This is a genomic window from Mycobacterium sp. SM3041, from assembly GCF_039668335.1.
GTDB lineage: Bacteria > Actinomycetota > Actinomycetes > Mycobacteriales > Mycobacteriaceae > Mycobacterium.
The window spans coordinates 1-25,739 of the sequence record NZ_JAYXBQ010000050.1; the positions used below are offsets into that span (position 1 = coordinate 1).

Below are 25,739 nucleotides of genomic sequence, written 5' to 3' on the forward strand. Positions count from 1 at the left end.
GAACTACAGGAACGTGCCGCGGCGGTTGGCCAGCAGCTGGTACAGCGTCTGCTGGATGGTGGCGCGCACCTGGTCGGTCAGCTCGAAGGTGATCATCGGGTCGTCGGCGGCGGACTCGTCGTAGTCGGCCGTCGAGATGGGCTCGCCGAACTGGATGTACCACTTCGACGGCAGCGGCAGCAGGCCGATAGGCCCGGCGAGCGGGAACAGCGGCGTCAGTGGGAAGTACGGCAGCCCGAGCAGGCGGGCCAGCAGCTTCACGTCGCCGATCTTGGGGTAGATCTCCTCGGAGCCGACGATCGAGCACGGCACGATGGGCGCACCCGAGCGCAGCGCCGCCGAGACGAAGCCGCCGCGGCCGAACCGCTGCAGCTTGTACCGGTCCTTGAAAGGCTTGCCGAGCCCCTTGTACCCCTCGGGGAACACGGCGGTCAGCTCGCCGGCCTCGAGCAGCCGGTGCGCGTCGGCGGTGCAGGCCATGGTGTGGCCGGCCTTGCGCGCCGCCTGTCCCACCACCGGCAGGTCGAAGACGAGGTCGGCGGCCAGCAGCCGCAGATCCCGATGCTTCGGGTGTTTGTCGTGCACGGCGACCGACGTCATCAATCCGTCGAACGGCAATACGCCCGCATGGTTTGCCACCACCAATGCGGCGCCGTCATCGGGCAAATTCTCGATGCCGGATACCTCGACGCGGAACCACGAATTGAAAAGTGTTCGCAGCAACGGAAGAAAGACCGCATTGTTGAGATGCTGGTCGAAACCGAATTCGTCGACACGGTAGTCGCCGGTCAGTCGCTTGCGGATGAAATCCGAAGCGGCACTTATGCGTTGGGCCAGTTCATTGGGCCCCTCGTCGGCCGCAGGGCCGGCCGCGGCAAACCGGTGCTGGTCGATCTCACGGACCACGGCAGCAATCTGCTCGGCCGATGCGCGAGTCCCGGGGTCGGTCAACAGCGAAGGATGTCGCAGCGTTGCATCCCGTTTCGACGCCCGACGTTGCGCGGCAGCGCGTGTCGAATTCGAATGGAGCGGAATGACTTTGGCTTTAGATTCGCCCGCCACGTCAATATCTCCCACCATCAAAAACTTGCGAAATCAGCGTCCCCACCGCTGCGCTGCGGCCACTGCACGACGCTCCACTGAGCCTACCCACCCCGGGTCGATAATGGGCGTCAGCGCGCGGCCTGAAACGTAATCGTCAAAAGCCTCCATGGTCGTCCACTTTGGGGTATAGCCGAGTTCCCTCGTCATCCGTGTGGTGTCCATGACCCGGCCGTAGCGCATGTAGTCGGACTGCTCGCGGTCCAGTTCGACGCCCGCGGTCGCCCGTCGCCACGCGTCGAGCACCCACATGGTGGGGCCGGCGAGCGGCAACCCGATGCGGCCGGACCGGCGTATGGCCTGGCTCATCAGGATGATGCCCGGCGCCCCGATGTTGAAGGTGCCGGCCCGTCCGACCAGGGTGGCGCGTTCCAGCGCCCCGAGGGCGTCCTGCTCGTGCAGCAGTTGCAGCCGGGCGTCGTGCCCGAACGCGGTCGGCACCAAGGGGCCTGCCAGGTACCGCGACAGCGCGGTGTCCATGGCCGGACCGATCATGTTGGCCAGGCGCAGGATCGTCACCGCGATGTCGGGCCGCCGCCGCGCGAGACCGCGGGCGTAGCCCTCGATGTCGATGCTGTCCCGGGCGAAGCCCTCCCCCGGTGGTCGGCGGGCGCTGCTGTCCTCGGTGAACATCACCGGATCACGCGAGCTGGACCCGTAGATCTCCGATGTCGACTTGAGGATCACCCGACGGACCGAAGGTGCCTTCTGACAGGCCGCGAACAACTGCATCGCGCCCATGACGTTGAGCTCTTTGAGCGCAGCACGACCGGATTGCGGCACGTAGGACGCCGCCGCCGCGTGGACGACGGTGTCGACGTTGCCGTTCCGGATCACCTTGGCGATGAACGGGTTGCGGATGTCCGCGCGGACGAACTCCGCGCGGCCCATACGCCGCAACATGTCCTTGCTCGGCGTGATCGCGTCGACCGCGATCACATGCTCGATGAGCTGGTTCTGAGCGAGTCTGGCTGTCAGATATCCGCCCAGGAACCGGCACGCCCCGGTGACCAGCACCACCTTGGGGTGGTGCAGGGTCTCGGGGATGTCCGGGCCGGAATCGCTTCCGCCCGGCGCTGTGGGCCGGCTTCCGGGGCGTCCGTCGGCATCCATTTGGTCAGCCTAGTGGGCGACGCAAACGAGCGCTGAGAACTACTTACCGAGTTTTCTGCGCTGAACCCGGGTGCGACGAAGCAGCTTGCGGTGCTTCTTCTTCGACATGCGCTTACGCCGCTTCTTGATGACTGAACCCATAGACTTTGAAGTCTCCGCTACTAGACGTCGATCCGTGAAGATCGGTGTGAAACCAACCCCGCCACTTTACCCGGCGGGGTTTCCCGCCACGAAAACGCCTGCTGGATACGCCCACTCATCAGTGATTTGAGCGCGCCCCGGCCGTGCTGACCCGGACGGCTCACGCCGAAGTCGCGGAGTCGGTGCTGCGCACCTGAGGTGCGCAGCACTCAGCCGAGCCCGCGGAGACTAACCCGCGTCGTGGTACGACGACTCGAGCAGGTCGTGCACGGCCTTGGCGTGCACCCGAAATGAGCGGCCGACACGCACCGCGGGCAACTCCCCGTTGTGCACCAGCCGGTATACCGTCATCTTGCTGACCCGCATAAGGCTCGCAACCTCGGCAACAGTCAGGAACTGCGTTCGTGGCTGATCGCCACCGTCACGCGCCGATGGCCCGTTCATAGACGTCATCGCAACCCAATCAATCAGGCACGGCCAGCTCCAGCGGCTTCCCCTCCGCTGGCACCAACGCGTGCTTACGAGAAGGAGAATAGCGTGGCCAATGTGGTTATTGCGACGGGTGTGGGGTAATCAATCTGAAATCTTAGAACTACTCAGATGTAATTCTTAGCTGCTCAGACCGTGTTTTTGCGGCTTCGACCGCGCTTGCGACGGCAGACCGCAGCCCACCACGTTCGAGTTCCCGCAGACCAGCGGCGGTAGTGCCCCCCGGAGAGGTCACCGAAGCCCGCAATGCCGCGGCGCTGGTGTCCAGCGGACCGACCGTGGAACCAGGCCCGGATTGGGTCATGCGATCGAGCAACATGGCCGCCGCACCGGCCATCGTCTGGGCCGCCAGCTCGGTTGCCACGGGCCGTGGCAGGCCTGCCGCGACACCCGCGTCGACGACCGCCTCGACCATCAGGAAGAAGTACGCAGGGCCCGAACCGGACACCGCGGTGACCGCGTCCATCTGCTTCTCGGGCACCGTCAGCACCGCGCCGACGGCCGAGAAGATCTCCGACACCTCGGCCAGTTGCGCGTCGGTCGCGTACCGGCCCCGTGACAGCGCGGTGATGCCCGCACCGACCAGCATGGGCGTATTCGGCATGACCCGCACCACCGGCGAGCCGGCCGGCAGCTTGGCCTCGTAGAAGGCCGTGGGGACGCCCGCGGCCACCGACACCACGACCTGCTCGACGCTGCTGCTGTCGGCGTCCGCGGCAGCGTCGGCCAGCGTCTCGACGACGCCCTCGACGGCGTCGGGCTTGACCGCCACGATCACGTAGGCCGCGTTCTCGACAGCGTCCGCGACATCGGTGACCCGGACCGAGTACGTCTCGGCGAGCTGCGCGGCACGCGCCGGATTGGCCTCGGCGACCACCAGATCCTTGACCTGTCGCCCCGACTGCAACAGCCCCGCCAGCAGGGCTTCGCCGATATTTCCGCCACCGATGATCGCAATTCTCGCCACGGGAGACAGCATGCCAGGACGGTGCGGGGTCAGCGCAGCAGGTGCCGCCGCGCGAATTCGAGCGACTCGACGAGCAGCGCCTCACGCTCGGCGTTGTTGCGTGCCGCCGACGTGGTGACCTCCAGGATCACGTGCCCGGAGAACTCCCCGGCGGCCAGCATCTGGCAGATCTGCACCGTCGGCTGGCTGCCGCGCCCGGGCACGAGATGTTCGTCGGTGGACGCGCCGTTGCCGTCACACAGGTGCAGGTGCACCAGCCCCTTGCCCATGCGCCGCGCCATGTCGACGGCATCGGTGCCGGCCGTCGCCGAATGCGACAGGTCCAGCGTGTAGTGGGCGTGATTGCCGTCCAGCGGGTCGTAGGACGGCGCGAACGCCGAGATCCCCGGTCCTGGGTTCCCGCCGCGCTTACGCATCCGCTCGATCGACGGCTGGCCGGTGCCGAAGAACCGGTCGGTGCGGAACGGGAACATGTTCTCGACCGCGACCAGCACGTCGCTCGATGCCTCGAGCTCGGCGACCTGATCGGAGAAGCCTTCGGCATAGCGGCGCTGCCACCGGAACGGCGGATGTACGACGACCGTCTGCGCACCCAGCTGCTCGGCGGCCCGCACGCTGCGTTCCAGCTTCGGGATCGGGTTGGAGCCCCACACGCGCTGCGAGATCAGCAGGCACGGCGCGTGGACACTGAGCACCGGGACGCCCCACCGCTGCGACATCCGCTCGATCGCGTCGATGTCCTGGCTCACCGGCTCGGCCCACACCATCAGCTCGACACCGTCGTAGCCGAGGCGGGCGGCGTACTCGAAGGCAGCCTCGGTCCGCAAGGGATAGACCGACGCGGTGGACAGACCTACCTTGATGGCGGGACGCACAGGCCTCCGGTTCAGGCTGAGTAGAGCAGTGCCAGGGGTCCGAACGTGACAAGACCGCCGACCAGAATCGCGATCAGCGTACTGGCCAGATCATGATCCTTCCGGATCACCCGAATGCCGGCGACCAGGCCGAGGATCACCAGCATCGACAGCATCAGCGCCACGATCTGGTTCCAGCGCCACAGCTGGTCGAACGCGAAGAACATGCCGGCGCCGAACGCCACGGCCAGCAGGCTCTGCCCGACGACCCACGCGCCGCGCTTCAGGCCGGAACCGGACTCTTCGTCGTCCTCGTGGTCGGCTTCGTCGTGGTCGACGTCCTCGTCGCGCACGTCGTGGTCGGCGACCAGCTCTTCCCGCCGGGTGTCCTCGTCGGCCGCGAAGCCGCCGAACAGGGCGTCGTAGCGCTCGGCGCGGCCATTGCGTGACGGCTCACGCGGCGCCTCCGGAGCGGCTTCCGGCGCCACGGTGTCCTCGGCGTCCTCGGTGTCCTCGACGACGCGGACGGCGCGGACGGCGCCGGTGTCGAGCTTGGCGACGGGCTCCGCGTCCGTGAGCGAGAGCAGGTCGTCGTCGATGTCCGCGTCGGCCGGCGGCAGGTCCTCGTCGACCGGGTCGGGGCTCATCTCCTCGGCGCCGCGGACCGGCTTGAACGACCACCGGAAGGCGGGCTTGCGCGACGGCGCCACGAACTCCACCGGGTCGGCCTCGGCGTCGCGGCGGCGCAGGTGGTCCTCGTAGTCGTCGACCGCCGCGGTGTCCGCGGGCACGGGTTCGACGAGGTCGGTGTGCAGCATCTCCTCGTCGACGACGTAGTGGGCCCCGGTGTCGTCGGGCTCCATCTCGTCGGCCGCCGACGGCGTCTCGTCCTCGACGGCGACGGCCGGCTCCTCGACGGCGGCCTCCGCTTCCGGCTCGGCGACGGGCTCGGGCTCGGGTTCGGCGACAGGCTCGGGAGCCGCTTCCTCCGGAGCCGGGGCCTCAGGGGCCTCAGCCGGCTCTGCGTGCGGCGTCTCCGGCCGGATGATCGGGATTTCGCCGGTCAGTTCGGCGACGGTCACCGCGTCGCTGTTCCCCCGCCGCCGGCGCCGGCGGCCACCGACCGGCGGCGCACCGATGGTGCCGTTCTTGGCCAGCAGCTCGGCGACCGAGATCGGTCGCGTCGCCGAGAAGTCGTCTGAATCTGTCATCGTGTCTCGCCTTTGGCGGGAGCCAATCCCGCGAACGTTTCGACCAAGTCGGTTCCATCGGCTTCACTGTCGAGTTTCCGCAGGATCACACCCTCCCGCAATGCCCACGGGCAGATGTCCACGGAGTCGAGCGACAGCGCTCGCATGGTCGCCTCGGCCACCAACGCACCGGCCACGATCTGTGGCGCGCGGTCGGCACTCACCCCCTCCAGTTCGGCTCTATCAGCGGTGGTCATCCTAGAGATGAAAGATATGAGCTGTCTGAGGCCGGCGGCGGTCAACGTGCGCTTCACGCGCGGGCCCGCGCCCGACGGCGCCGCACCGGTGAGCCGCGCCAGCGACCGGAACGTCTTCGACGTCGCGACCGCGAGCTCCGGTGTACCGGCCGCCAGCACCTTGGCCGCCGAGGCGGAAATCTCGTTGTCGAGCCAGTCACGCAGCACCGCCACGCGCCGCCGCCCGGGCGGATCCTCCTGCAGCCATTCGCGCGTCAAACGGCCCGCACCCAGCGGCATCGACAGTGCGACGTCGGGTTCTTCGTCGATGCCGCCCGAGAGCTCGAGCGATCCGCCGCCGATGTCGAGGTTGATGATGCGGCCCGCGCTCCAGCCGTACCAGCGGCGCACGGCCAGGAAGGTGAGCCGCGATTCGTCGACCCCGGACAGGACCTGCAGCTGGACGCCGGTCTCGGCCCGCACCCGCGCCAGGACCGCCTCGGAGTTGGTGGCATCCCGGACCGCAGATGTGGCGAACGCCATAAACTCGGCGCACCCCGAGCTGGTGGCGATCTTGGCGAACTCGTCGACGGTCGCGACGAGGCTGTCGGCACCCTTGCGGGTCAATTTGCCGGTGTCGTCGATCGCCTCGGCAAGGCGCAGTGAGGCCTTGGTCGAACTCATCGGTGTCGGGTGCCCGCCGCGGCGCGCGTCGACTACCAACAGATGAACGGTGTTACTGCCCACGTCGAGGACGCCCAATCGCACGGAAACCACGGTAACGGGTCTACGGTTGCGTGCTGTGACCGCATCGCAGAAGAGTGCCGGCGAGCCTTCGAAGCCCGGTTCCCACGAGGTGGGGCTGGACTTTGCCCGCGAGTGGGTGGAGTTCTTCGACCCCGACAATCCGGAGCATCTGATCGCCGCGGACATGACGTGGCTGCTGTCGAAATGGACCTGCGTCTTCGGGACGCCGGCGTGCCAGGGCACCGTCGAGGGCCGGCCCGACGACGGCTGCTGCAGCCACGGCGCCTTCATGGCCGATGACGACGACGTCGCGCAGCTCGAGGAGTCGGTCAAGCTGCTGACCGACGAGGACTGGCAGTTCCGGGAGAAGGGCCTGGGCCGCAAGGGCTACCTCGAGATGGACGAATACGACGACAAGCCCAACCTGCGGACCCGCAAATACAAGGGCGCGTGCATCTTCCTGAACCGGCCGGGTTTCGCCGGCGGCATCGGCTGCGCACTGCACAGCAAGGCCCTCAAGCTCGGCGTCGAGCCGCTGACCATGAAACCCGAGGTCTGCTGGCAGCTGCCGATCCGTCGCACACAGGACTGGGTGACGCGGCCGGACGGCACCGAGATCCTGCGGACCGTCGTCACCGAATACGACCGGCGCGGCTGGGGCGAGGGCGGCCACGACCTGGTCTGGTACTGCACGGGCGACCCGGCCGCGCACGTCGGCGCCCGGCCCGTGTGGGAGTCCTACGGGCCCGAACTGACCGAACTGCTCGGCGCGAAGGTGTACGCCGAGCTGGCGGCCCTGTGCAAGCGGCGGGCCGGGCTGGGGCTCATCGCCGTGCACCCGGCCACTGCGGCGGCAGACAAGTAACCGCGAGGACTTGCGCCGGGAGCTAGCCCTCGAGCTTGTAACCCAGCCCGCGAACGGTGACGAGGTGCACCGGGTTGGCCGGGTCGGCCTCGATCTTGGACCGCAGCCGCTTGACGTGGACGTCGAGGGTCTTGGTGTCGCCGACGTAGTCGGCGCCCCAGACCCGGTCGATCAACTGGCCGCGCGTCAGCACCCGCCCGCTGTTGCGCATCAGGTACTCGAGCAGGTCGAACTCCTTGAGCGGCAGCGTGATGGCGTCGCCGTTGACGGACACGATGTGCCGCTCGACGTCCATGCGGACCGGCCCGGCCTCCAGCACGCCGTCGGCGCCGACGGTGTCGTCGGACTCACCACCGCGGCGCAGAACGGCGCGGATGCGGGCGATGAGCTCGCGGGCCGAGTACGGCTTGGTGACGTAGTCGTCGGCGCCGAGTTCCAGGCCGACGACCTTGTCGATCTCACTGTCCCGCGCGGTCACCATGATGACCGGCACGCCGGACCGCGAGCGCAGCTGCTTACAGACGTCGGTGCCGCTCATACCGGGCAGCATCAGGTCCAGGAGCACGATGTCGGCCCCGGCCCGGTCGAACTCGGCCAACGCCGACGGACCATCGGTCACGACGGTGGCCTCGAAACCTTCCTTGCGCAACAGGAACGCCAAGGGATCGGCCAGGGACTCCTCGTCCTCCACGATCAGCACACTGGTCATTGGTTCGGTCGCCCTCCTTGTGATGGCAATGAGTGGTCGTCTCCCTCGTCGACATCCACGTCGTCCGAGTCGAGATAGGCCGGAATCGACAAGGTGAATGTCGACCCGGTTCCCGGCTGACTCCACAGCCGGATGGTTCCGTTGTGGTTGGCCGCAACGTGTTTGACGATGGCCAGCCCCAGCCCGGTGCCGCCGGTGGCCCGGGACCGCGCCTTGTCGACGCGGAAGAATCGCTCGAAAACCCGCTCCTGATCGGCCTTTTCGATACCGATGCCACGGTCGGTCACCGCGATCTCGACATTGTCGCCGTAGCGGCGCCGGCTGATCGATACCTGGGAACCCTTGGGCGAGTAGGAGATTGCGTTGGACACCAGGTTCGCGAGCGCCGTCGCCAGCAGGGTCTCACTGCCCAGCACCTGGTAACCGCGGGGCGCGTCGGTGGTGATCGCGATATCGGCGTTGTCGGCGGCCACCTTGTGCCGGGAAACCACCTCGGCGACAACGGAATCCACGTCGACCGCGTCGAGGTGCGGCAGCGGCTCGGCGCCCTGCAAGCGGGACAGCTCGATCAGTTCACCGACCATGTTGGCCAGCCGGTTGGACTCGGTGACGATCTTCTCGGCGAACCGGTTGACCATGTCCTGGTCCTCCGACGACGCCAGCAGCGCCTCGGCCAGCAGGCCCATGGCACCGACCGGCGTCTTGAGCTCATGACTGACATTGGCGACGAAGTCGCGGCGACTGGCCTCCATGCGGGCCTGTTCGGACTGATCGTTGACGTAGACCACCGCGAAGCGGCCGTCCTCTTCCGTCAGCTGCCGCGCCAGACCCCGCACTGCCAGCCGGGACCGGCCGGGGTTGGCCCGTTTGGCCGGCGACAGGTCGAACTCGACGTCCTCGCCGGTCGCGAGGGTCCGCTGCGCGGCCTCCCACGCCCGGTCGTCCAGCAGCCGGTCCCGCACCAGACCGAGGTCCTTGGCCAGGCCGTTGGTGTAGACCACGTCGCGGTAGGTGTCGACGACCGCCATGCCCAGTGGGGACATGGACACGATGTGCGCGAACATCTCGGACACCGTGAGGCCGGACTGCTCGGCGGCGCGGCGCTCGCGGCGCTCGTTCAGCCGCGGCACCCACCGCATGCCGATCGCGATGCCCAGGGCCAACGCGAGCAGCGCCGTGGCGGCCACCAGAGGCAGCGCGTACGACAAGCTCACGGGCAAATCGTACGCATCAGATGAACGCCATCCCAGCAGCGAGCGGCCGGATCGGTACAAGTCACACGTACAAATCCAGGTGTTTCACTGGTGTTAACCGCTGTTCACCAGCTGTTCGCGGCGTCAGTGCTGTTTGGCGCCCTGCGCGGCGACCGCGGCGGCTCCCGCGGCGGCTGCCTCGGGGTCCAGGTATTCGCCACCGGGCACCGTCGGCTTCAGATTTTCGTCCAGTTCGTACCGCAGCGGGATGCCCGTCGGGATGTTCAGGCCGGTGATCTCGTCGTCGGACATGCCGTCCAGGTACTTCACCAGCGCGCGCAGCGAGTTGCCGTGTGCCGCGATCAGCACGGTCTTGCCGGCCTTGAGGTCGGCCGCGATGGTCTGCTCGAAGTAGGGCACGAACCGCTTGACGACGTCGGCGAGGCATTCGGTCAGCGGCGCGTCGATGCCGGCGTACCGCGGGTCGCCGTCCTGGCTGTAGGTGCTGCCCTTCTCGATCGGGGGCGGCGGGGTGTCGTAGCTGCGGCGCCACGACATGAACTGGTCCTGGCCGTACTTGGCCAGCGTCTCGGCCTTGTCGAGGCCCTGCAGCGCGCCGTAGTGCCGCTCGTTGAGGCGCCAGTCGCGGTGCACGGGAATCCAGTGCCGGTCGGCGGCGTCCAAAGCCAGGTTGGCCGTGGTGATCGCGCGGCGCAGCAGCGACGTGTACAGCACGTCCGGCAGCACACCCTGCTCGACCAGCAGCTTTCCGCCTCGGACGGCCTCGGCCCGGCCCTTGTCGGTGAGGTCGACGTCGACCCAACCGGTGAACAGGTTCTTCTCGTTCCACTGGCTCTCGCCGTGACGCAGCAGGATCAAGGTCGGCATGGCCTGCATCTTCTCACGTGCGGTTTTTTGGGGGGCGCTCTGGCTAGCCCACCGCCGAGAGTGGGCGATGTGACCGACAAATCGGCGGTACTGCGGCCATTTCGCCCACCTTCGGTGGCACGGACAGCTCAGATCGCGCAACCCGCCGCCCGGAGCCGAGTTCTGACACGGGCGACTACGGCGTCCGGCCGCCGCAACATCACGGCACTGACCCTGATCACCGTCCAGCCCAGTGACTCCAGAATCGCGATGCGCTCGATATCCCAGGCCCGCTGGCGCGCATCGGCCCAGTGCTGAACACCGTCGTACTCGACAATCACCTTCCACTGCCGCCAGCCCATGTCCACGCGGATGTGCGCGGCGCCGTACTCATCGAAGAACTCGATCTGCGTTTCGGGCGCCGGTAAGCCACCCGCGATCAGCGCTAACCGCAGCCGGGTTTCCTGAGGCGACTCAGCTCCGCCGTCAGTCAGATTCAGCGCCTTCGTCAGCTGACGGATGCCGCGCATACCCGTTCGGTTGAGCGCGAGCCTCTCTACCTCGATGATGTCCAGCTTGGTCGCGTTCAGCAGCGCATCCAGAATCGGCACAGAGCGGGCCTCGGGCAACAGCCTGCCGATGTCGAACGCCGTCCGAGCCGGCGTGGTGACGCGCATGCCGCGCCTGATGCAGATGTCGTCCGAGGCCAACTGGTACGAGTGAATCGTCAGCCCGGGCGGGCCGTGTTTCTCCTGACGCACAATGACGGCCGGCGCATCGACATCCAGCCATTTGGTGCCGTGGACCGCCGCTGCCGACACCCCTGCCAACACCGCGTCGGGCCCAGCGAACAGCCAGGCCGCGCGAGCCTTGAGCTCCGCGGTCACCGCGACGTCATTGGGCACGTAGACGTTACGGAAGATCGCACGGTTCCGAGTGAGCAGTTGATGCTTGGTGAGCTCACCCGCCCGGACCGCCGCACGGCCTAAAAATGGTTCGGTCATGATTCGAGCGTTGGCGCGACCACCGACAAGCCAGGCCACGAAACCGAGGGTTATCCACAGGCCAGTGCTACCCAAATCGCACCGAAAGTGGGCAAAATGACTGCTAAATCGCCGATCGTGCGGTCATTTCGCCCGCTTTCGGCGCTGAACCCCTACTCCGGCCGCAGGTGCTCGAACGCCTTGAGGTTCTTCAGCGACTCCCCGCGGGACAGCCGCCACTTCCACTCTTTCTCGATCGACGAGCGGAACCCCAGCTCGAGCAGGGTGTTGAAGTCGAAGTCGACGGCCTCGATGACCTGGCCCATCAGCCGGTCGATCTCGTCTGGGGTCACCGCATGCAGCGCCATCCGGCCCACCAGATAGATGTCGCCGATGTTGTCCAGCGTGTAAGCCATGCCGTACAGCCGCCGATTGCGGCGCAGCAGGTACTTGTAGACGCCCTCGAAGTTCTCGTCGGGCTTGCGGCAGACGAATGCCTCCAGGCGCACGCCGTGCTCGCCCACGCTGAGCAGCGTGTTGGTGGTCAGCCGGCGCTCACCGGGCAGCGCCACGACGATGCCGGGCCGGCCGTGCACTCCCCCGTCATGGTGCGAGAAGTCGAGTTCGTGTGCGCGCAGGGTCTCTTCGATCAACTGCGTGACCGTGGCGGCAGTCGTCATGCGCGCACGCCCCGACGGATCAGGAACCGGCGGCTGCGGCGGGCCGCGGAATCACGCCGGGGACGACGGCCGCGGTAGTCGGCGATCGCCCGCGTGTAACCGGCCAGCAGCGCGTCCACGGTGTGGGCCCACGAGAACGTCGCAGCGTGCTGTAAAGCGCCGTCGCGCAGGGATTCCGGACCCATTTCCAGCGTCCGCCCGATGGCGTTGGCCCAGTCGACCGGATCGTGGCCTTGCACCAGCACGCCGCTCACGCCGTCGCGCACCGCGACAGGCAGCCCGCCGACAGCGGCGGCGACCACCGGCGTCCCGCAGGCCTGCGCCTCGACCGCGACCAGGCCGAACGACTCCGAATAGCTCGGCACCGCAACGAGATCCGCGGCACGGTAGACATTGACCAGCTGGTCACGGGACTGCGGCGGCAGGAATGTCACACGGTCGGTGATACCCAGCTCGTCGGCGAGGGAAACCAGGCCGTCGGGTACGGCCAGGCCACTGCCCGACGGACCGCCGGCGACCACGACGCGCACGTCGGGCAGCTTGGCCGCCGCGCGCAACAGCACGTCGGGGGCCTTCAGCGGCTGGATGCGGCCGACGAAGGCGACCACCTGTTCGTGGGGCGAAAGCCCCAGTGCCGCACGGGCTTCGGCCTTGTCGCCGGGCGTGAAGGTCGTCAGGTCGACACCCGGGTAGGCCACGTCGATGCGGGCCGGGTCCGCGTGGTGCAGCGAAACCAGTTGCTGCGCTTCGTCTTCGGTGTTGACGATGAGCCGGTCGGCGGCGTCGACCACCTGCTGCTCACCGACCGCGCGCAGCGCCGGCTCCGGGGTATCGCCTTCCGCCAGCGACAGGTTCTTCACCGCGGCCCACGTGTGCGCGGTGTGCACCAGAGGCACGGCCCAGCGGTCCGAGGCCAGCCAGCCCACCTGCCCCGACAGCCAGTAGTGCGAATGCACGATGTCGTAGTAGCCCGGCTCATGGTTGGCCTCGACGCGCAGCACGCCCGCCGTGAAGGCGCACAGCTGCGTCGGCAGGTCGTACTTGTCCAGGCCCTCGAACGGGCCGGCGACGATGTTGCGTACCAGGACGCCGGGGGCCACCCGGACCACCGGGGCGTCGGTCGACGACGTGGCGCGGGTGAAGATTTCCACCTCGACGCCGCGACGGGCCAACTCGAGGGCGCTTTGCAGGACGTAGACGTTCATGCCGCCGGCATCGCCGGTGCCCGGTTGGGCCAGCGGCGAGGTATGGACCGACAGGACGGCGACACGCACGCCCTCCATCCTTACACCGTCGCTTCGGGCGCCCGCCGTCCGGTGGTCCGAGCTGGGCATTTTGGGGACGCTCGACGCCCGCGAGCGGCCGCGGAATGCACGCCTGACACGGAGTGTCGGCGTGCAGACACGGACGCTCGCGGGAAGTACCCCAGGCCGGGACGGTGGGGCACCTAGAGCATGTTGGTGGCGGTGCGGCGGGCGACGGCCATGACGGTGATCATGGGGTTCACGCCGGAACAGGTCGGCATGGCGCTGGCGTCGGCGATCCACACGCCGGGGGTGTCGTGCAGCTCGCCGGACGGCTTGGCGACCGACGTCTGCGGGTCGGTGCCCATCCGCGCGCTGCTCATCTGGTGGGCGCTGAACACCGGGGTGCCGCCGGGTCCGATCGGCAGCTGGTTGACCTTCGCGATGAACGCCTCCAGGTCCTCGCCGCGCTGCCACGGCGCGAACGGCTGGCCCGCCGCGTAAATCTGCTGCGCGCCCGCGGCGGCGTGCATCCGGATGGACGTCTCGATGCCCTCCCGGAAATGGCGGCGGTCGAGTTCGTCGGTGAACGGGTACCAGTGCACCGCCTCCCCGTCGGCGTCGATGGTGACGCTGCCGTCGCCGCGGTCCTTGACCAGGACGACCCAGTCGGCGCGGTTCTGGTACTGCCGGGCGAGTTCCTTGTGCTGTGCGCCCGACAGCCACGGGACGGTAGCGGTGAACAGCCCGGGCAGGTGCTGCACGCATTCGATGAGGTAGCCGTGGCCGTCGTGGGCCTCGGCGAACTCGTTCATCACGCCGGCCATGGCGGGGCCAGACCAAGGGTCCTGGCGGTCGTCGTAGATGCCGCTGACCAGGGTCGCCGGGTGCAACCGCAGGCCGGTGCCGACGGCGGGGCCGCCGATGCCCGAACGCAGCAGCAGCGCCGGGGTCTCCAGACTGCCCGCGGCCGCGACCACCTGCGGGGCGTTGATCAGCACGCGGTGCGCGGCGCCGGTCGCCGGGTCGGTGTACGTCGCCTCGACGCCCGCGGCCACCCCGTCGCGCGTGACGATCCGGTGAGCCCGGGTGTCGGGCAGCACCTGGGCGCCGGCGTCGGAGGCGTCCTGCAGGAACGTCTTCATGGTGCCCTGCTTGGCCCCTGTCTGATCGCCCATGCCGCTGTAGCCGACCAGTGCCGGGTCGAAGCGTTCCGGGTCGATGTTGAGCTGCGCGACGCCGTACGAATAGTCCAGTGCCGCGGCGCCTTCCGACAGGCGTTGGTGCGGTTCGTTCTGGACGGCGACCTTGTCGCAGCAGCCGATGCGCTCGAACACCGCGGCCAGGTGCTCGTCGAACGACGGGCCGGTGACGTCGGTCAGCCCGTACTCCTCGGCCCAGGTCTTGCGGACCGTGGCCGGCGTCAGCAGCGAGTTGGACCAGTTGACGGTGCTGCCGCCGCCGACCGTCGACCCGGCGGCGATCGAGACCATGCCGTCGGCGCTCGGGAAGAAGCCGCCGCGCAGGAACAGGTTGTGATAGGCGACGGGCTCGAGCTGCACGAAGTCCGATTCGTTGCGGTAGCCGCCGGCTTCCAGGACGATGACGCGCTTGCCCGCTGCGGCCAGGACCGCAGCGGCAACGCCCCCGCCCGACCCGGATCCGACGATGACGACGTCCGCGTCGAGCGTCGTATCCGCCGACGGGGTGATGACCGACAGCGTCTTCGGCGTCTGCGGCGGCTGTTGCGCCGGGCCGGGGTACCCCATGCCCGCCCACAGCGGGTTTCCGTTCTCGCCGCCGGGCAGGCTGTAGGAGAACAGCACCGACAGCGTGTACAGGGCCGTCATGGCCGCGGTGGTCTCGGGCGAGATGCGCGACAGGTTGCCGACGATGACCTCGCGCACATTCAGCGGCTGGTTGTTGAGGCCGACCAGCTCGGCGGTGTCCAGCAGCTGCTGTAGCCCGGCGAACTGCTCGGCGGGCAGCTTGGTCGTCAGGTACTGCTCGAGCACGGCGTCGGTGCCCAGGTCACTGCCTTTGGCGGCGAAGAATCCGGTGGGGTCGTCGTCGCGCGGCACCGCGGCGACGTAGGTGTCGACGATGGACTTCAGGGTCGCGCGCTGTTTGGTGGTGAATGCGTTGGCCATGGGAGTTGCTTTCGAAAGTCGTTGGGGATAGGGAAGTTTCAGGGCAGCTGCAGGGACTTGGTCTCGAGGAATTCCTCCAGGCCCCACTTGCCGAATTCGCGCCCGTTCCCGGACTGGCCGTAGCCGCCGAACGGGGCATGGATGTTGAAGGCGCCGTCGTTGATCTGCACCTGGCCGGACCGCAGCCGGCGGGCCACGGCGATCGCGCGCTCCCGGTCCGCCGAGTACACGCCGGCGTTGAGCCCGTAGATGCTGTCGTTGGCGAGGCGGACGGCTTCGTCCTCGTCGTCGTAGGCCTGGATGACGAGGACGGGCCCGAAGATCTCCTCGCGCACGATGGCCATGTCGGGTGTGCAGTCCGAGAACACCGTCGGCCGGACGTAGAAACCGCAGTCGAGGCCGTCGGGTGGGGTCGGGCCGCCGGCCACCAGGCGCGCACCTTCGGCGATGCCCTTCTCGATGTAGCCGACGACGCGGTCGCGCTGTACCGCGGACACCAGCGGGCCCAGTTCGGTGGCCGGGTCGAAGGGATCGCCGACGCGCAGCGCCTCGGTGCCGGCGCGCGCAATCGCTTCCACCTCAGCGACTTTCGCGCGCGGGACGATCATGCGGGTCAGCGCGATGCACGTCTGACCGGAGTTGAGGAAGCACCGGGTCAACCCTTCCCGCACGGCCTCGAGGAGGTCGGCGTCGTCGAGCACCACCAGCGCGGACTTGCCGCCGAGTTCCAGGCCGACGCGCTTGACGGTCTGTGCGGCCACCGCGCCGATGCGGCGGCCCGCGGCCGTCGACCCCGTCAGCGACACCATGTCCACCTGCTCGTGCGCGACGAGCGTCTCGCCGACGCCCGGGCCGGTGCCGGTGACCAGGTTGAAGACGCCCGGCGGCAGGCCGATCGCATCGAACACCTCGGCCAGTACGTAGGCGTTGAGCGGTGCGACCTCGCTGGGTTTGAGCACGACGGTGCAGCCCGCAGCCAGCGCCGGCGCCACCTTGGCGGCGATCTGGTGCAGCGGGTAGTTCCACGGCGTGATCGCGACGACGACGCCGATCGGCTCACGGACCACCAGCGAGTTGTAGACCTGCTCCTCGAACGGAAAGCTCAGTGCCACATCGGCGATCGACACGAACGACTGCACCGGCAACCCCGCCTGGATCACGTTGCTATACGCGAACGGCATGCCGACCTCTTGGCTGATCAGCGTGGCGATCTCGGTCTGCCGACGCTGCAGTTCCTCGGCCGCCAGCTTGAGGTACCCGGCGCGCTCGGCGACCGACGTCGCCGCCCACCCGGGAAACGCGGCGCGCGCCGCGGCCACTGCCGCGTCGGCATCGTCGGCGTCGCCCAGCGGGATGGTCGCGATGACGTCCTCGGTGGCAGCGTTGACGACCTCGAATCGCTCGGTGCCGATCGACGGCTGCCACCGGCCGTCGATGTAGTGCGAGTCGTGTTCGATCATCGGGTTGCTCCTGTCAGGGATCGTCAAAGATTTGTCACTGCGACCTATGCCATTGCCAGGGTGCGATGTGATGCCCGCCATATTCTTGGTCTGGCGGGACAACGAATCGCGCGACGTTGTTCGCGCGGACAAATGAGGAGCGAATGCATGCGGACCGATCCGGCCGTGACGGACTGGCTGGCGCAGTTCGCCGAGGCGTCGGAGCACCGGGAGACGCTCGACCACCTGGTCACCGTCGTCGATGACGAGATCACCGAGGCGTTGCCGATGTTCACGGACCCGACGCTGCGCCGCGATCTCGATGCGAGCACCCGCTCGAACTGGAAGGGTTTCCTCGCCGTCGTGACGCGCGACATCGTCGACGTGCGACCGGCACCCGAGATTTACGATCTGGCGCGGACCCTCGCCCGCCGCGGTTACGAACTGCCGGTGCTGCTGGCGGTCTACCGCATCGGGCAGCGGTCCGCGTGGCAGTTCATCACCGAGACGCGGGTCGCCGCCATCGGTGACCCGGAGCTGCGCGCGGCGGTGCTGATGCAGCTCTGGCCGCGGCTGGCGGGCTGGCTGGACACCATGGTCGAGGCGCTCATCGTCACCTTTTCCGACGAACGCGACCAGTGGCAGCGGGGCGCGCGGGCCCGGCGCGCCGAAACCGTCCGGACCATCCTCGCGGGCCAGGCCGTCGACATCGACGACGCCACCACCGCGCTGTCGTATCCACTTCGCCAGCGGCACACCGCATTTGCGGTGTGGGTCGACGAGCCGGTGGCCGACGCCGACGTGCAACGGCTACTCGACGCCACCCCGGTCACCGTCAGCGCGGCCCTCGGTGCCGGCCGGCCGCTGACGATAACCAGCGGAGCCCGTACCGTGTGGTGCTGGTCGGCCACCGCCGGACCGTCGAAACCCCTGCCCGACAACGATATTGCCGCACTGCCCGAGTTCGTCCACGTCGCGCTCGGCACGTGCCATCCGGGTGTCGACGGATTCCGCCGCAGCCATGCCGAAGCGCTCGCCGCCCAGGCGGTGGCGCACCGCCGCGGCGCCGGCGCAGTTCGTTATGACGACGTCGAATTGGCTTGCCTGGCAGCGGGTATCGCGGGCGAAGACGGCATGGCCACATTGGTGCGACGGGAACTGGGCGCGCTCGCGGCGGCCGACGACGGGGCGGCACGCCTGCGAGACACGCTCCGGCTCTATCTGGAGCACGCGGGTGACGCCCGGGCCGTCGGCGAAATCCTGAACCTGCACCCGAATACCGTCCGCTACCGCGTCCGGCAAGCCGAAGGGCTGCTCGGGCACTCCGTCGACCACCGCCGCGTCTACCTCGAACTGGCGCTGCACATCGTCAGCGCCTTCGGCGCTGTTTAGGCCGCGCGACGATCAAGCGGCGAGGAACGAGCCGCGATGAGGAGTGCGGCAAATCGGATCAGGCGGCGCGCAGGGCGCGGCGCATGGCGCCGATCGGGTCGGCATACAGCCCGCCGAGGGACACCACTCCGGCGCCGGCCTCCTGCACGCGGTTGCCGAACGTGGTGACGCGAATGTCCCTGACGCCCAACACCGTTCGCTCCGCGAACGCCTGCTCGACGAGCGGCAGACCCTCGGGGTACTCGGAGAAGGCCTGGCCGCCGACGACCAGATCATCGGGGTTCAGCAGGTCGCGCAGCAGCGCCACCGCACCACCGAGCACGCGGGCCCGTTCGGCCAGCAGTTCGACGGCCGCGGCGTTGCCGGACCGCGCGGCGCGCAGCACCGCGGCGATGGTCGACGACGGTCCGTCCGCCGGCACGATCCGCTGCTTGCGGGCGGCGGCCAGCACGGCCTCGTCGCTCACGGTGGACTCGAGCCGGCCGCTGCCGCCGAGCAGTTCCGACTGCGCCGGCAGGCCCGAGATGGTGCCGGGGCCGCTGGCCGGCGAGTGCACCTTGCCGCCGATCGACAGCGCGTAGCCGACGGTCTCGCGGGCGTACACGTACAGGCTGGTCATGGATTCAGACGAGGCCTCGGCGCCGATCTTGCCGCGGCGCGCGCCCAGCAGCAGTTCGGCGCCGGCCATCGCATCGACGTGCGACGCCAGCGACACCGGCAGACCCAGGGTCTGGGCCAGCACCGGGCCGACGGGCGCGTCGACCCAGCCGAGGCGCGGATGGTCGACGTGACCGGTGGCGCTGTCCACCACACCACCGGCGGCGACGCCGACCCACAGCGGGCGGCGCCGGTGCCAGCGGCTCAGGTAACGCTGCGCGCTGCCGGCCAGCGATGCCAGCGCGGCGTTCTGGTCGCCGCGCGGCGTGGGCGTCTCGACCACGTCGAGGGTGCGGCCGAACAGGTCGGTCGCGACGATCGCGGTGGTGCGGGCGCCGACGTGCAGGCCCAGGGTGAGGAACGGTTCGTGGTTGACCTCGACCGGGATGCGCGGGCGGCCGATGGCGCCGGCGACGGCCAGGTCGGCCCGCTCACGCAGCATCCCGGCGTCCAACAGGGCCGTGACCTGGCGGTTCACCGTGGCAATGCTCAGGCCGGTGGCCTGCGCGATCACGTCCCGGGCGATGGGGCCGCGCAGCCGGGCCGCGCTGAAGACCGAGCCGGCGGCGGCGTCGGCGACGCGGAGCGACGGGGCGACGATGTGGTGCCGGGCCAGGAGGGTGCGCTTGGCGTGTGCGGCAGAGCGGACGCCGGAGGGGGCAGAAACGGTGGAGACGGAAGCAGGCATTTGGGTGTCCTAGGGAAGAAGTCGGGCTGGTGGATCCTGGGGCCACACCTGCCGACAGCTAGGACGAAGATATCCGTGTCGTGAGTCAGGCGCAGCGCGAAGCGCGACAACAACAACACGAACGCCGCACAGCGACGCCGGATGCCTGACTGATGATCACGGAAGGAACTTAGCACGCCCACTAAGGTCGGTCATATGCCAGCTGACGAACGCTCCGTACGCGTCGCGGTGGTCACCGGCGCCAGTTCCGGAATCGGCGCCGCCACCGCGAAAACCCTTGCCGCCCTTGGTTTTCATGTCGTCTGTGCGGCCCGCCGCGCGGACCGGATCACCACCCTCGCAGCCGAGATCGGCGGCACCGCGGTTGTGACGGACGTCACCGACCAGGAGTCGGTGGACGCGCTTGCGGCCCAGGTCAGAGGCCTGGGACCGGTACACGTCCTGGTCAACAACGCCGGCGGCGCCAAGGGTCTGGCGCCTGTCGCGGAGGCCGATCTGGAGCACTGGGACTGGATGTGGCGGACCAACGTGCTGGGCACCCTGCGGGTGACGCGCGCGCTGCTGCCCGCGCTGATCGATTCGGGTGACGGACTGGTCGTCACCGTCACGTCCATCGCGGCACTGGAGACGTACGACAACGGCGCCGGGTACATCGCCGCCAAGCACGGCCAGGGCGCGCTGCACCGCACGCTGCGCGGCGAATTGCTGGGAAAACCGGTGCGGCTCACCGAGATTGCGCCCGGCGCCGTCGAGACGGAGTTCTCGCTGGTGCGGTTCGACGGTGACGCCGAACGCGCGGACGCGGTGTATCAGGGCATCACGCCACTGGTCGCCGAGGACGTCGCGGAGGTCATCGGTTTCGTGGCGTCACGGCCGCCGCACGTCGATCTGGACCAGATCGTCATGCGGCCGCGCGACCAGGCGCCCTACAGCCGCTTCAGCCGCCGGCCGCAGTAGTCGTCGTCGGGGCCGGCAGGCTCGAAGTCGAAGTCGAAGTCGACGTCGCTGTCGAGGTCGTCGTCGAGGTGGACGACGACGTCGACGGCGTGGTCGACGTGGTGGCCGGACCCGTCGGCGGCGGTGTCGTGGTGGTCGTCGGCGTGCCCGAATAGGTCGGCGCGTCGGTCGGGGTGGCCGGCGCGCTCTGCGGGATCGAGGTCTCCGGCGGCGCGGCGTTCGCCGGCGGCAGCGCCGACATCGAGACCCAGGTGGCCCAGTCGACGGCCCAGTCCCAGATGTCGCCGTCGGCGTAGGACAGCTGGATCGACGTGCCCGTCACCTCGACCGGATCGCCGTAGATGGCGGTCTGGAAGTACTGCTGGGCGTTGTCGGTCGACAGGTTGATACAGCCGTTGGTGACGTTCGTGTTGCCCTGCGCGCCCGAGCTGGCCGGGTTGGCGTGGATGAACTCGCCGTTGTTGGAGATGCGCACCGCCCAGCGTTCGTGGACGTTCGAGTATCCGGCGGCCGGATTCGACATCCAGAAGTCCGCGTACTTCTCGGTGACGACGTGCGTGCCGCTGCGGGTCACGTTGCGCGGCTTGTCGGCCTCGCCGTAGCTGCACGGGAAGTCGAACAGCACGCCGCCGTCGGTGATGACCTGGATGCGGTGGCTGGTCGCATCGGCCTTGACGACCTGGCGCCGGCCGATCGTGATTTCCAGCGTGCTGTCCTGCGCGCCGTAGGCGTCGTCACCGAACGGGACGCCGTACAACTTCGCCGAGACGCTGACCTTGGTGCCCGGCGGGTAGTACTCGCGGGGACGCCAGTGCATGCGTGCACCCTCGCGCTCGTCGGGCAACCAGGCCCAACTGCCCTCGACGGGCGGCTCGGTGACGACCTTGACGTTGCGCTCGACCGAGGCCTTGTCGCTGATCGACGAGTCGAACTGCAGGATGATCGGCGCCGCCACCCCGACGGTCTGCCCGTCGGCGAGCTGGAACTGACCGTTGACCTGCTTGGTCGGGTTGACGGTCGTGAACGTCGCGGACACCGGCACGGCCTTGCCGTCCCGGCCGACGGCGGAACCGGTGAACGTGTACGTCGCGCCGAAGCCGAGGGGCTCGGCGGCGTTGAACGAGGTGCGGTCCTTGTTGAACACCGCGGCGACGACCTTGCCGTCGCCGTTCGTCAGGGTCAGCTTCTGGAACCAGCCGTCGGTGACGTCGACGCCGACGCTGCTGGTCGGCACCACGTCGGTGGCGCCGTTGGCGGGCCGGTAGGTGATGACGGGCGCCGCGGTCTCTTTGGCAGGGGCCGACGAACCAGATCCGTTCGACTTGTCGGAGCACGCGGCGAGCACGCCGGAAGTGCCGACGGCAATCGCGGTCAGCATCTGTCGCCGGTTCACACTCACAGGAATGAATTTTACTACAGCGAACAGCCGATTAAGCACGGTTCCGGTGTGAGATCTATCCCGAAAGCGGCCTTGACGCCGTCCCGAACCGTCCTGGCCAGCGCTAATACGTCAGCGCTGCCAGCAAAGCCCCGGTTCGTCAGGGCCAGCGCATGCTTGGTCGAGAGCCGGGCCGGAGCGCCGTCACCCGGGTATCCCTTGCCGAAACCGGCCTGTTCCACGAGCCAGCCGGCAGCCAGCTTGACCCCGTTCGGGGCCGGGTAATTGGGCACGGGACCGTCCGATGCGTCCCTTATCCGTTCGAAGACGTCGGGCGGAACCACCGGGTTGGTGAAGAACGACCCGGCGCTCCAGGTGTCGTGGTCGGCCGCGTCGGACACCATGCCCTTGCCGCGCCGCAACGCCAGCACCGCCTCGCGGACCGCGAGCGCATCGACCCGGGTACCCGGCTCGGCGCCCAGGCGGGACGCGAGTTCGCCGTACCGCAGCGGGGCACTGAGCCCGTCGGGGTTCAGGGTGAACTCCACCTCCAGGACGACGGCGTGGTCGGAGTTCTTCAGCACGCTGTGCCGATAGCCGAAATCCAGCGTCTCGGGGCTCACCCAGTTGTCGGCACCCGTCGCACGGTCGAACAGCCGCACCCGGCTGATGGTGTCGGCGACCTCGGCCCCATAGGCACCGACGTTCTGCACCGGCGTCGCCCCGGCCGAGCCCGGGATACCGGACAGGCATTCCAGACCACCGAGCCCGTGCGCCAACGAGGCCACGACGACGTCGTCCCACAGCGCGCCGGCCTCGGCCCGCACCACGTTGCCCTCGACAGTGATCTCGGTGTTCGCCAGCAGGACGACGGTCAGCTCGGTCAAATCATCGGCGACCAGCACATTCGACCCGCCCGCCAGGACCAGCAGCGGACCCGGGCCGTCCTGCAGCGCGGTCAGCGCGCCGACCACCTTGGCGGTGGTATCGCAGGTGATCAGACGGGCTGCCACCGGTCCGACACGGAACGAGGTCAGGGGTGCCAGCGGCACGTCATAGTCGACCGCCGCGCCCCCGATATCCGAACTGACCACGGCCGCTAACGGTAGCGTGGCCGAGTATGGCCCGCTCTTTCGACATGGTTGCCGAATACCTCGGGACCGTGGCGCAGGTGCACAGCGCGTTCTGCAGCAAGGATTACTGGCTGGACCGGCTGGCAGAGGGCCGCGCCGACGTGTCGACCCTCGACTCGTTCGCCGAGGACGGCCACGGCGGCACGGACATCACCACCACGCAGACCATGCGCGCCGCCGGCCTGCCCAGCATCGTCACCCAGTTCCACTTCGGTGACCTCAGCCTGGTCCGCGAAGAGCACTGGGGCCCGCTCTCCGACGGGCGTGCCGTCGGGACGGTGCGCAGCCGCGTCCCCGGCGCGCCCGCGACCATCACCGGCAAGGGTGTCCTGACCGCCACCGGAGACGGTGCGCGACTGGACTTCTCGGCCAATGTCGAGGTCCGCATCCCGCTGGTCGGCGGCAAGCTCGAGGCGATGCTGGGGCAGCAACTCGGCTATCTGATCGAGCTGGAGCAGAAATTCACCAGCGACTGGATCGCCGCCCGCCGGTGAGCCGCCCATAAACTCGGGCCATGAGTTCGCCGTTGGGCCAGCCACGGGGTACACCTGTCGGCCAGCCACGGGGTACTCCTGTCGGCCAGCCGACGCGCGGCACAACGGGATACAACCGCCTGCGCCGCAGCGACCGCTGGCTCGTCCACTCGCCGCGGGTGCGGGCGCTGCTGCGCGCTGCGCCGGATCCCGTGGTCGTCGACCTCGGCTACGGCGCGCTTCCGGTGACCACCGTGGAACTGGCGTCCCGGCTGCGCACCGTCCGGGCCGACGTGCGAGTGGTAGGCCTGGAGATTCACCCGGACCGGGTGCGGCTGGCCCGGGAGCTGGCCGGCGACGTCGCCGAATTCGGCCTCGGCGGCTTCGAATTGGCCGGGCACACACCGGTTCTGGTGCGCGCGTTCAATGTGTTGCGGCAGTACGACGTCGCCGACGTACCCGCCGCGTGGGCGGAGATGACGGGCCGGCTCGCACCCGGCGGGCTGCTGGTCGACGGCACCTGCGACGAGTTGGGCCGGCGCTGCTGCTGGGTCCTGCTCGACGCCGACGGGCCGGTGAGCCTGACCTTGTCGTGCGACCCGTTCGCCATCGAGCGGCCCTCCGATCTGGCGGAGCGACTGCCGAAAGTGCTTATCCACCACAATGTTCCGGGTCAGCCGATCCACCAGCTGCTGCAGGCCGCCGACCGCGCCTGGGCCACCACGGCCGGGCACGGGGTGTTCGGCCCGCGGGTCCGCTGGCGCGCGATGCTCGACCTGCTGGTCGCCGAGGGCCAACCGCTGGAGCCGCCACGTCGCCGGTTGCGTGACGGCGTGCTGACCGTGCCGTGGTCGGCCGTCGCGCCCACACCGTGACGACGAGCGCATAGGGTTCGCCGTATGCCGTCACCCCGCAGCCGACTGCGATCGCCGGTCGTCCTGGCCTCGGCCGCGGCGGTGATCGTCGTCGCCCTGATCGTCGCGGCCGTCCTGAGCAAGCCGCGGCCCGTCGACGCCCCGCCTCCGGCGCCCAACCAGCCCACCGCGGCACCGCCGCCTGCCCCGTGCCGGCTGGACACCGTCGTGACAGCCCTCAGCGTGCGCCAGAAACTGGCCCAGCTGCTGATGGTCGGGGTCAAGAACCTGGCCGACGCGGAGGCCGTCGTCCGGCAGCAGGAGGTCGGCGGCATCTTCATCACCAGCTGGACCGACCACTCGATGCTCGGCGCTCCCCTGACCGCGCTGGCGCAGGAACCCCGGCCACTGCCGATCGCGGTCAGCGTCGACGAGGAGGGCGGCCGGGTGCAGCGGCTGAAAGGCCTCATCGGCAGCCAACCGTCGGCGCGCGCGCTCGTCGCCGCGGGCAAGAGCCCGGAACAGGTTCGCGAGATCGCCAGGCTGCGCGGGCAGGCGATGAAGGAACTCGGCATCACCATCGACTTCGCGCCCGTCGTCGACATCACCAACGCGGCCGACGGCACCGTCATCGGCGACCGGTCGTGGGGCAACACCGCCGAGGTCGTCACCGCCTACGCCGGGGCATACGCCGACGGCCTGCGTGACGCCGGCGTGCTGCCGGTGCTCAAGCACTTCCCCGGCCACGGCCACGCCTCCGGCGACTCGCACCAAGGCGGCGTCGTCACCCCGCCGCTGGCCCAGCTCGAGACGCTGGACCTGGTGCCCTACCAGTCTCTGACGACCCGCAAGCCCGTCGCCGTGATGGTCGGCCACATGCAGGTGCCCGGCCTCACCGAGACCGACCCGGCCAGCCTGTCCAAGGCCGCGTACGACCTGCTGCGCAGCGGCAGCTACGGCGGGCAGCCCTTTGACGGCGCCGTATTCACCGACGACCTCTCCAGCATGGGCGCCATCACGCAGCGCTACAGCGTGCCGGAGGCGGTGCTCAAAGCCCTGCAGGCCGGCGCCGACACCGCGCTGTGGATCACCACCAAAGAGGTGCCCGACGTCCTCGACCGGCTGCAGCAGGCCGTCGACTCCGGCGAGCTGCCCACCGAACGCGTCGACGACGCAGTGCGGCACATGGCGCTGACCAAGGATCCGTCCCTGGCCTGCACCCGCTGATTACGCTGGGGC

At 69.0% G+C, this 25,739-nt stretch carries 24 protein-coding genes and 1 pseudogene; 6 read left to right on the forward strand and 19 right to left on the reverse strand.

Annotation, left to right across the window (positions count from 1 at the left end; genetic code table 11):
- Nucleotides 1–3: 3 nt before the first annotated feature.
- From VXD91_RS17115 to VXD91_RS17150, 8 genes are all read right to left on the reverse strand, one after another.
- Nucleotides 4–1,077, reverse strand: coding sequence for a lysophospholipid acyltransferase family protein (locus tag VXD91_RS17115; RefSeq protein WP_177127404.1), 1,074 nt, complete (start codon nucleotides 1,075–1,077; stop codon nucleotides 4–6).
- 18 nt (nucleotides 1,078–1,095) lie between these two features.
- Nucleotides 1,096–2,214 carry an SDR family oxidoreductase gene (locus VXD91_RS17120; RefSeq protein WP_212807059.1) on the reverse strand — a complete coding sequence of 373 codons (1,119 nt, stop codon included), beginning with the start codon at nucleotides 2,212–2,214 and terminating at the stop codon, nucleotides 1,096–1,098.
- A gap of 39 nt (nucleotides 2,215–2,253) precedes the next feature.
- A complete protein-coding gene (locus VXD91_RS17125; RefSeq protein WP_003402602.1) occupies nucleotides 2,254–2,355 on the reverse strand; it encodes an AURKAIP1/COX24 domain-containing protein in 102 nt (33 codons plus the stop codon).
- Between the two features lie 228 nt (nucleotides 2,356–2,583).
- On the reverse strand, nucleotides 2,584–2,808 hold the full coding sequence (locus tag VXD91_RS17130; protein ID WP_029105159.1) for a cell division/environmental response transcriptional regulator: 225 nt from the start codon (nucleotides 2,806–2,808) through the stop codon (nucleotides 2,584–2,586).
- A 139-nt stretch (nucleotides 2,809–2,947) separates the two neighbouring features.
- Nucleotides 2,948–3,811 (reverse strand): pyrroline-5-carboxylate reductase, encoded by an 864-nt coding sequence (proC, locus tag VXD91_RS17135; RefSeq protein WP_318986665.1) that lies wholly within the window; start codon nucleotides 3,809–3,811, stop codon nucleotides 2,948–2,950.
- 29 nt (nucleotides 3,812–3,840) lie between these two features.
- Nucleotides 3,841–4,686 carry a sugar phosphate isomerase/epimerase gene (locus VXD91_RS17140; protein ID WP_318986611.1) on the reverse strand — a complete coding sequence of 282 codons (846 nt, stop codon included), beginning with the start codon at nucleotides 4,684–4,686 and terminating at the stop codon, nucleotides 3,841–3,843.
- 11 nt (nucleotides 4,687–4,697) lie between these two features.
- The gene (locus VXD91_RS17145; RefSeq protein ID WP_346415935.1) at nucleotides 4,698–5,876 is read right to left on the reverse strand and encodes a hypothetical protein; all 1,179 of its coding nucleotides are present in this window, start codon (nucleotides 5,874–5,876) and stop codon (nucleotides 4,698–4,700) included.
- On the reverse strand, nucleotides 5,873–6,859 hold the full coding sequence (locus VXD91_RS17150; RefSeq protein ID WP_029105158.1) for a Ppx/GppA phosphatase family protein: 987 nt from the start codon (nucleotides 6,857–6,859) through the stop codon (nucleotides 5,873–5,875). Before VXD91_RS17150 ends, VXD91_RS17145 begins: the two co-directional genes overlap by 4 nt.
- Before the next feature lie 34 nt (nucleotides 6,860–6,893).
- Here VXD91_RS17150 and VXD91_RS17155 point away from each other — a divergent pair, with 34 nt between their 5' ends.
- Nucleotides 6,894–7,703, forward strand: coding sequence for a hypothetical protein (locus VXD91_RS17155; RefSeq protein ID WP_346415936.1), 810 nt, complete (start codon nucleotides 6,894–6,896; stop codon nucleotides 7,701–7,703).
- A 22-nt stretch (nucleotides 7,704–7,725) separates the two neighbouring features.
- Here the strand turns inward: VXD91_RS17155 and regX are convergent, their stop codons facing one another.
- From regX to VXD91_RS17195, 8 genes are all read right to left on the reverse strand, one after another.
- The gene (gene regX, locus VXD91_RS17160) at nucleotides 7,726–8,412 is read right to left on the reverse strand and encodes a response regulator transcription factor (protein ID WP_212814598.1); all 687 of its coding nucleotides are present in this window, start codon (nucleotides 8,410–8,412) and stop codon (nucleotides 7,726–7,728) included.
- The gene (locus tag VXD91_RS17165; protein WP_212807064.1) at nucleotides 8,409–9,626 is read right to left on the reverse strand and encodes an ATP-binding protein; all 1,218 of its coding nucleotides are present in this window, start codon (nucleotides 9,624–9,626) and stop codon (nucleotides 8,409–8,411) included. Before VXD91_RS17165 ends, regX begins: the two co-directional genes overlap by 4 nt.
- A 123-nt stretch (nucleotides 9,627–9,749) precedes the next feature.
- A complete protein-coding gene (locus tag VXD91_RS17170) occupies nucleotides 9,750–10,502 on the reverse strand; it encodes a phosphoglyceromutase (RefSeq protein WP_346415937.1) in 753 nt (250 codons plus the stop codon).
- A 119-nt stretch (nucleotides 10,503–10,621) separates the two neighbouring features.
- Nucleotides 10,622–11,476 (reverse strand): DUF559 domain-containing protein, encoded by an 855-nt coding sequence (locus tag VXD91_RS17175; protein WP_212807063.1) that lies wholly within the window; start codon nucleotides 11,474–11,476, stop codon nucleotides 10,622–10,624.
- A gap of 152 nt (nucleotides 11,477–11,628) precedes the next feature.
- The gene (locus VXD91_RS17180) at nucleotides 11,629–12,135 is read right to left on the reverse strand and encodes a YbjN domain-containing protein (protein WP_318986614.1); all 507 of its coding nucleotides are present in this window, start codon (nucleotides 12,133–12,135) and stop codon (nucleotides 11,629–11,631) included.
- On the reverse strand, nucleotides 12,132–13,418 hold the full coding sequence (gene mshA, locus VXD91_RS17185) for a D-inositol-3-phosphate glycosyltransferase (protein WP_318986615.1): 1,287 nt from the start codon (nucleotides 13,416–13,418) through the stop codon (nucleotides 12,132–12,134). The genes VXD91_RS17180 and mshA overlap by 4 nt, the downstream gene beginning before the upstream one ends.
- A gap of 164 nt (nucleotides 13,419–13,582) precedes the next feature.
- On the reverse strand, nucleotides 13,583–15,529 hold the full coding sequence (locus VXD91_RS17190; protein WP_318986616.1) for a GMC family oxidoreductase: 1,947 nt from the start codon (nucleotides 15,527–15,529) through the stop codon (nucleotides 13,583–13,585).
- 38 nt (nucleotides 15,530–15,567) lie between these two features.
- Nucleotides 15,568–16,989 (reverse strand): aldehyde dehydrogenase family protein, encoded by a 1,422-nt coding sequence (locus tag VXD91_RS17195; protein WP_346415938.1) that lies wholly within the window; start codon nucleotides 16,987–16,989, stop codon nucleotides 15,568–15,570.
- Nucleotides 16,990–17,136: 147 nt separating this feature from the next.
- Between VXD91_RS17195 and VXD91_RS17200 the strand changes: the two genes are divergently transcribed.
- Entirely contained in the window at nucleotides 17,137–18,360 is a 1,224-nt protein-coding gene (locus VXD91_RS17200; RefSeq protein ID WP_318986618.1) for a helix-turn-helix domain-containing protein, read from the forward strand.
- Nucleotides 18,361–18,418: 58 nt separating this feature from the next.
- On the opposite strand, the gene VXD91_RS17205 is transcribed toward VXD91_RS17200, so the two are convergent.
- Complete coding sequence (locus VXD91_RS17205; RefSeq protein ID WP_318986619.1) at nucleotides 18,419–19,705, reverse strand: ROK family transcriptional regulator; 1,287 nt, start codon at nucleotides 19,703–19,705, stop codon at nucleotides 18,419–18,421.
- A 195-nt stretch (nucleotides 19,706–19,900) separates the two neighbouring features.
- Here VXD91_RS17205 and VXD91_RS17210 point away from each other — a divergent pair, with 195 nt between their 5' ends.
- Nucleotides 19,901–20,662: an SDR family oxidoreductase gene (locus VXD91_RS17210; RefSeq protein WP_226519664.1), complete on the forward strand. Its 762-nt coding sequence runs from the start codon at nucleotides 19,901–19,903 to the stop codon at nucleotides 20,660–20,662.
- Between the two features lie 100 nt (nucleotides 20,663–20,762).
- Here the strand turns inward: VXD91_RS17210 and VXD91_RS17215 are convergent.
- Together VXD91_RS17215 and VXD91_RS17220 are read right to left on the reverse strand one after the other, a co-directional pair.
- Nucleotides 20,763–22,040, reverse strand: a pseudogene (locus VXD91_RS17215) (Ig-like domain-containing protein); the annotation flags it as partial.
- 35 nt (nucleotides 22,041–22,075) lie between these two features.
- Nucleotides 22,076–23,134 carry a UDP-N-acetylmuramate dehydrogenase gene (locus VXD91_RS17220; RefSeq protein ID WP_135356110.1) on the reverse strand — a complete coding sequence of 353 codons (1,059 nt, stop codon included), beginning with the start codon at nucleotides 23,132–23,134 and terminating at the stop codon, nucleotides 22,076–22,078.
- Between the two features lie 26 nt (nucleotides 23,135–23,160).
- Here VXD91_RS17220 and VXD91_RS17225 point away from each other — a divergent pair, with 26 nt between their 5' ends.
- From VXD91_RS17225 to VXD91_RS17235, 3 genes are read left to right on the forward strand one after another with little or no spacing between them, the layout of a single operon-like run.
- Nucleotides 23,161–23,667: a DUF2505 domain-containing protein gene (locus tag VXD91_RS17225; protein ID WP_346415939.1), complete on the forward strand. Its 507-nt coding sequence runs from the start codon at nucleotides 23,161–23,163 to the stop codon at nucleotides 23,665–23,667.
- Nucleotides 23,668–23,687: 20 nt separating this feature from the next.
- Entirely contained in the window at nucleotides 23,688–24,521 is an 834-nt protein-coding gene (locus tag VXD91_RS17230) for a class I SAM-dependent methyltransferase (RefSeq protein WP_064858653.1), read from the forward strand.
- A gap of 24 nt (nucleotides 24,522–24,545) precedes the next feature.
- A complete protein-coding gene (locus VXD91_RS17235; RefSeq protein WP_346415940.1) occupies nucleotides 24,546–25,727 on the forward strand; it encodes a glycoside hydrolase family 3 N-terminal domain-containing protein in 1,182 nt (393 codons plus the stop codon).
- The last annotated feature ends 12 nt before the right edge of the window (nucleotides 25,728–25,739 follow it).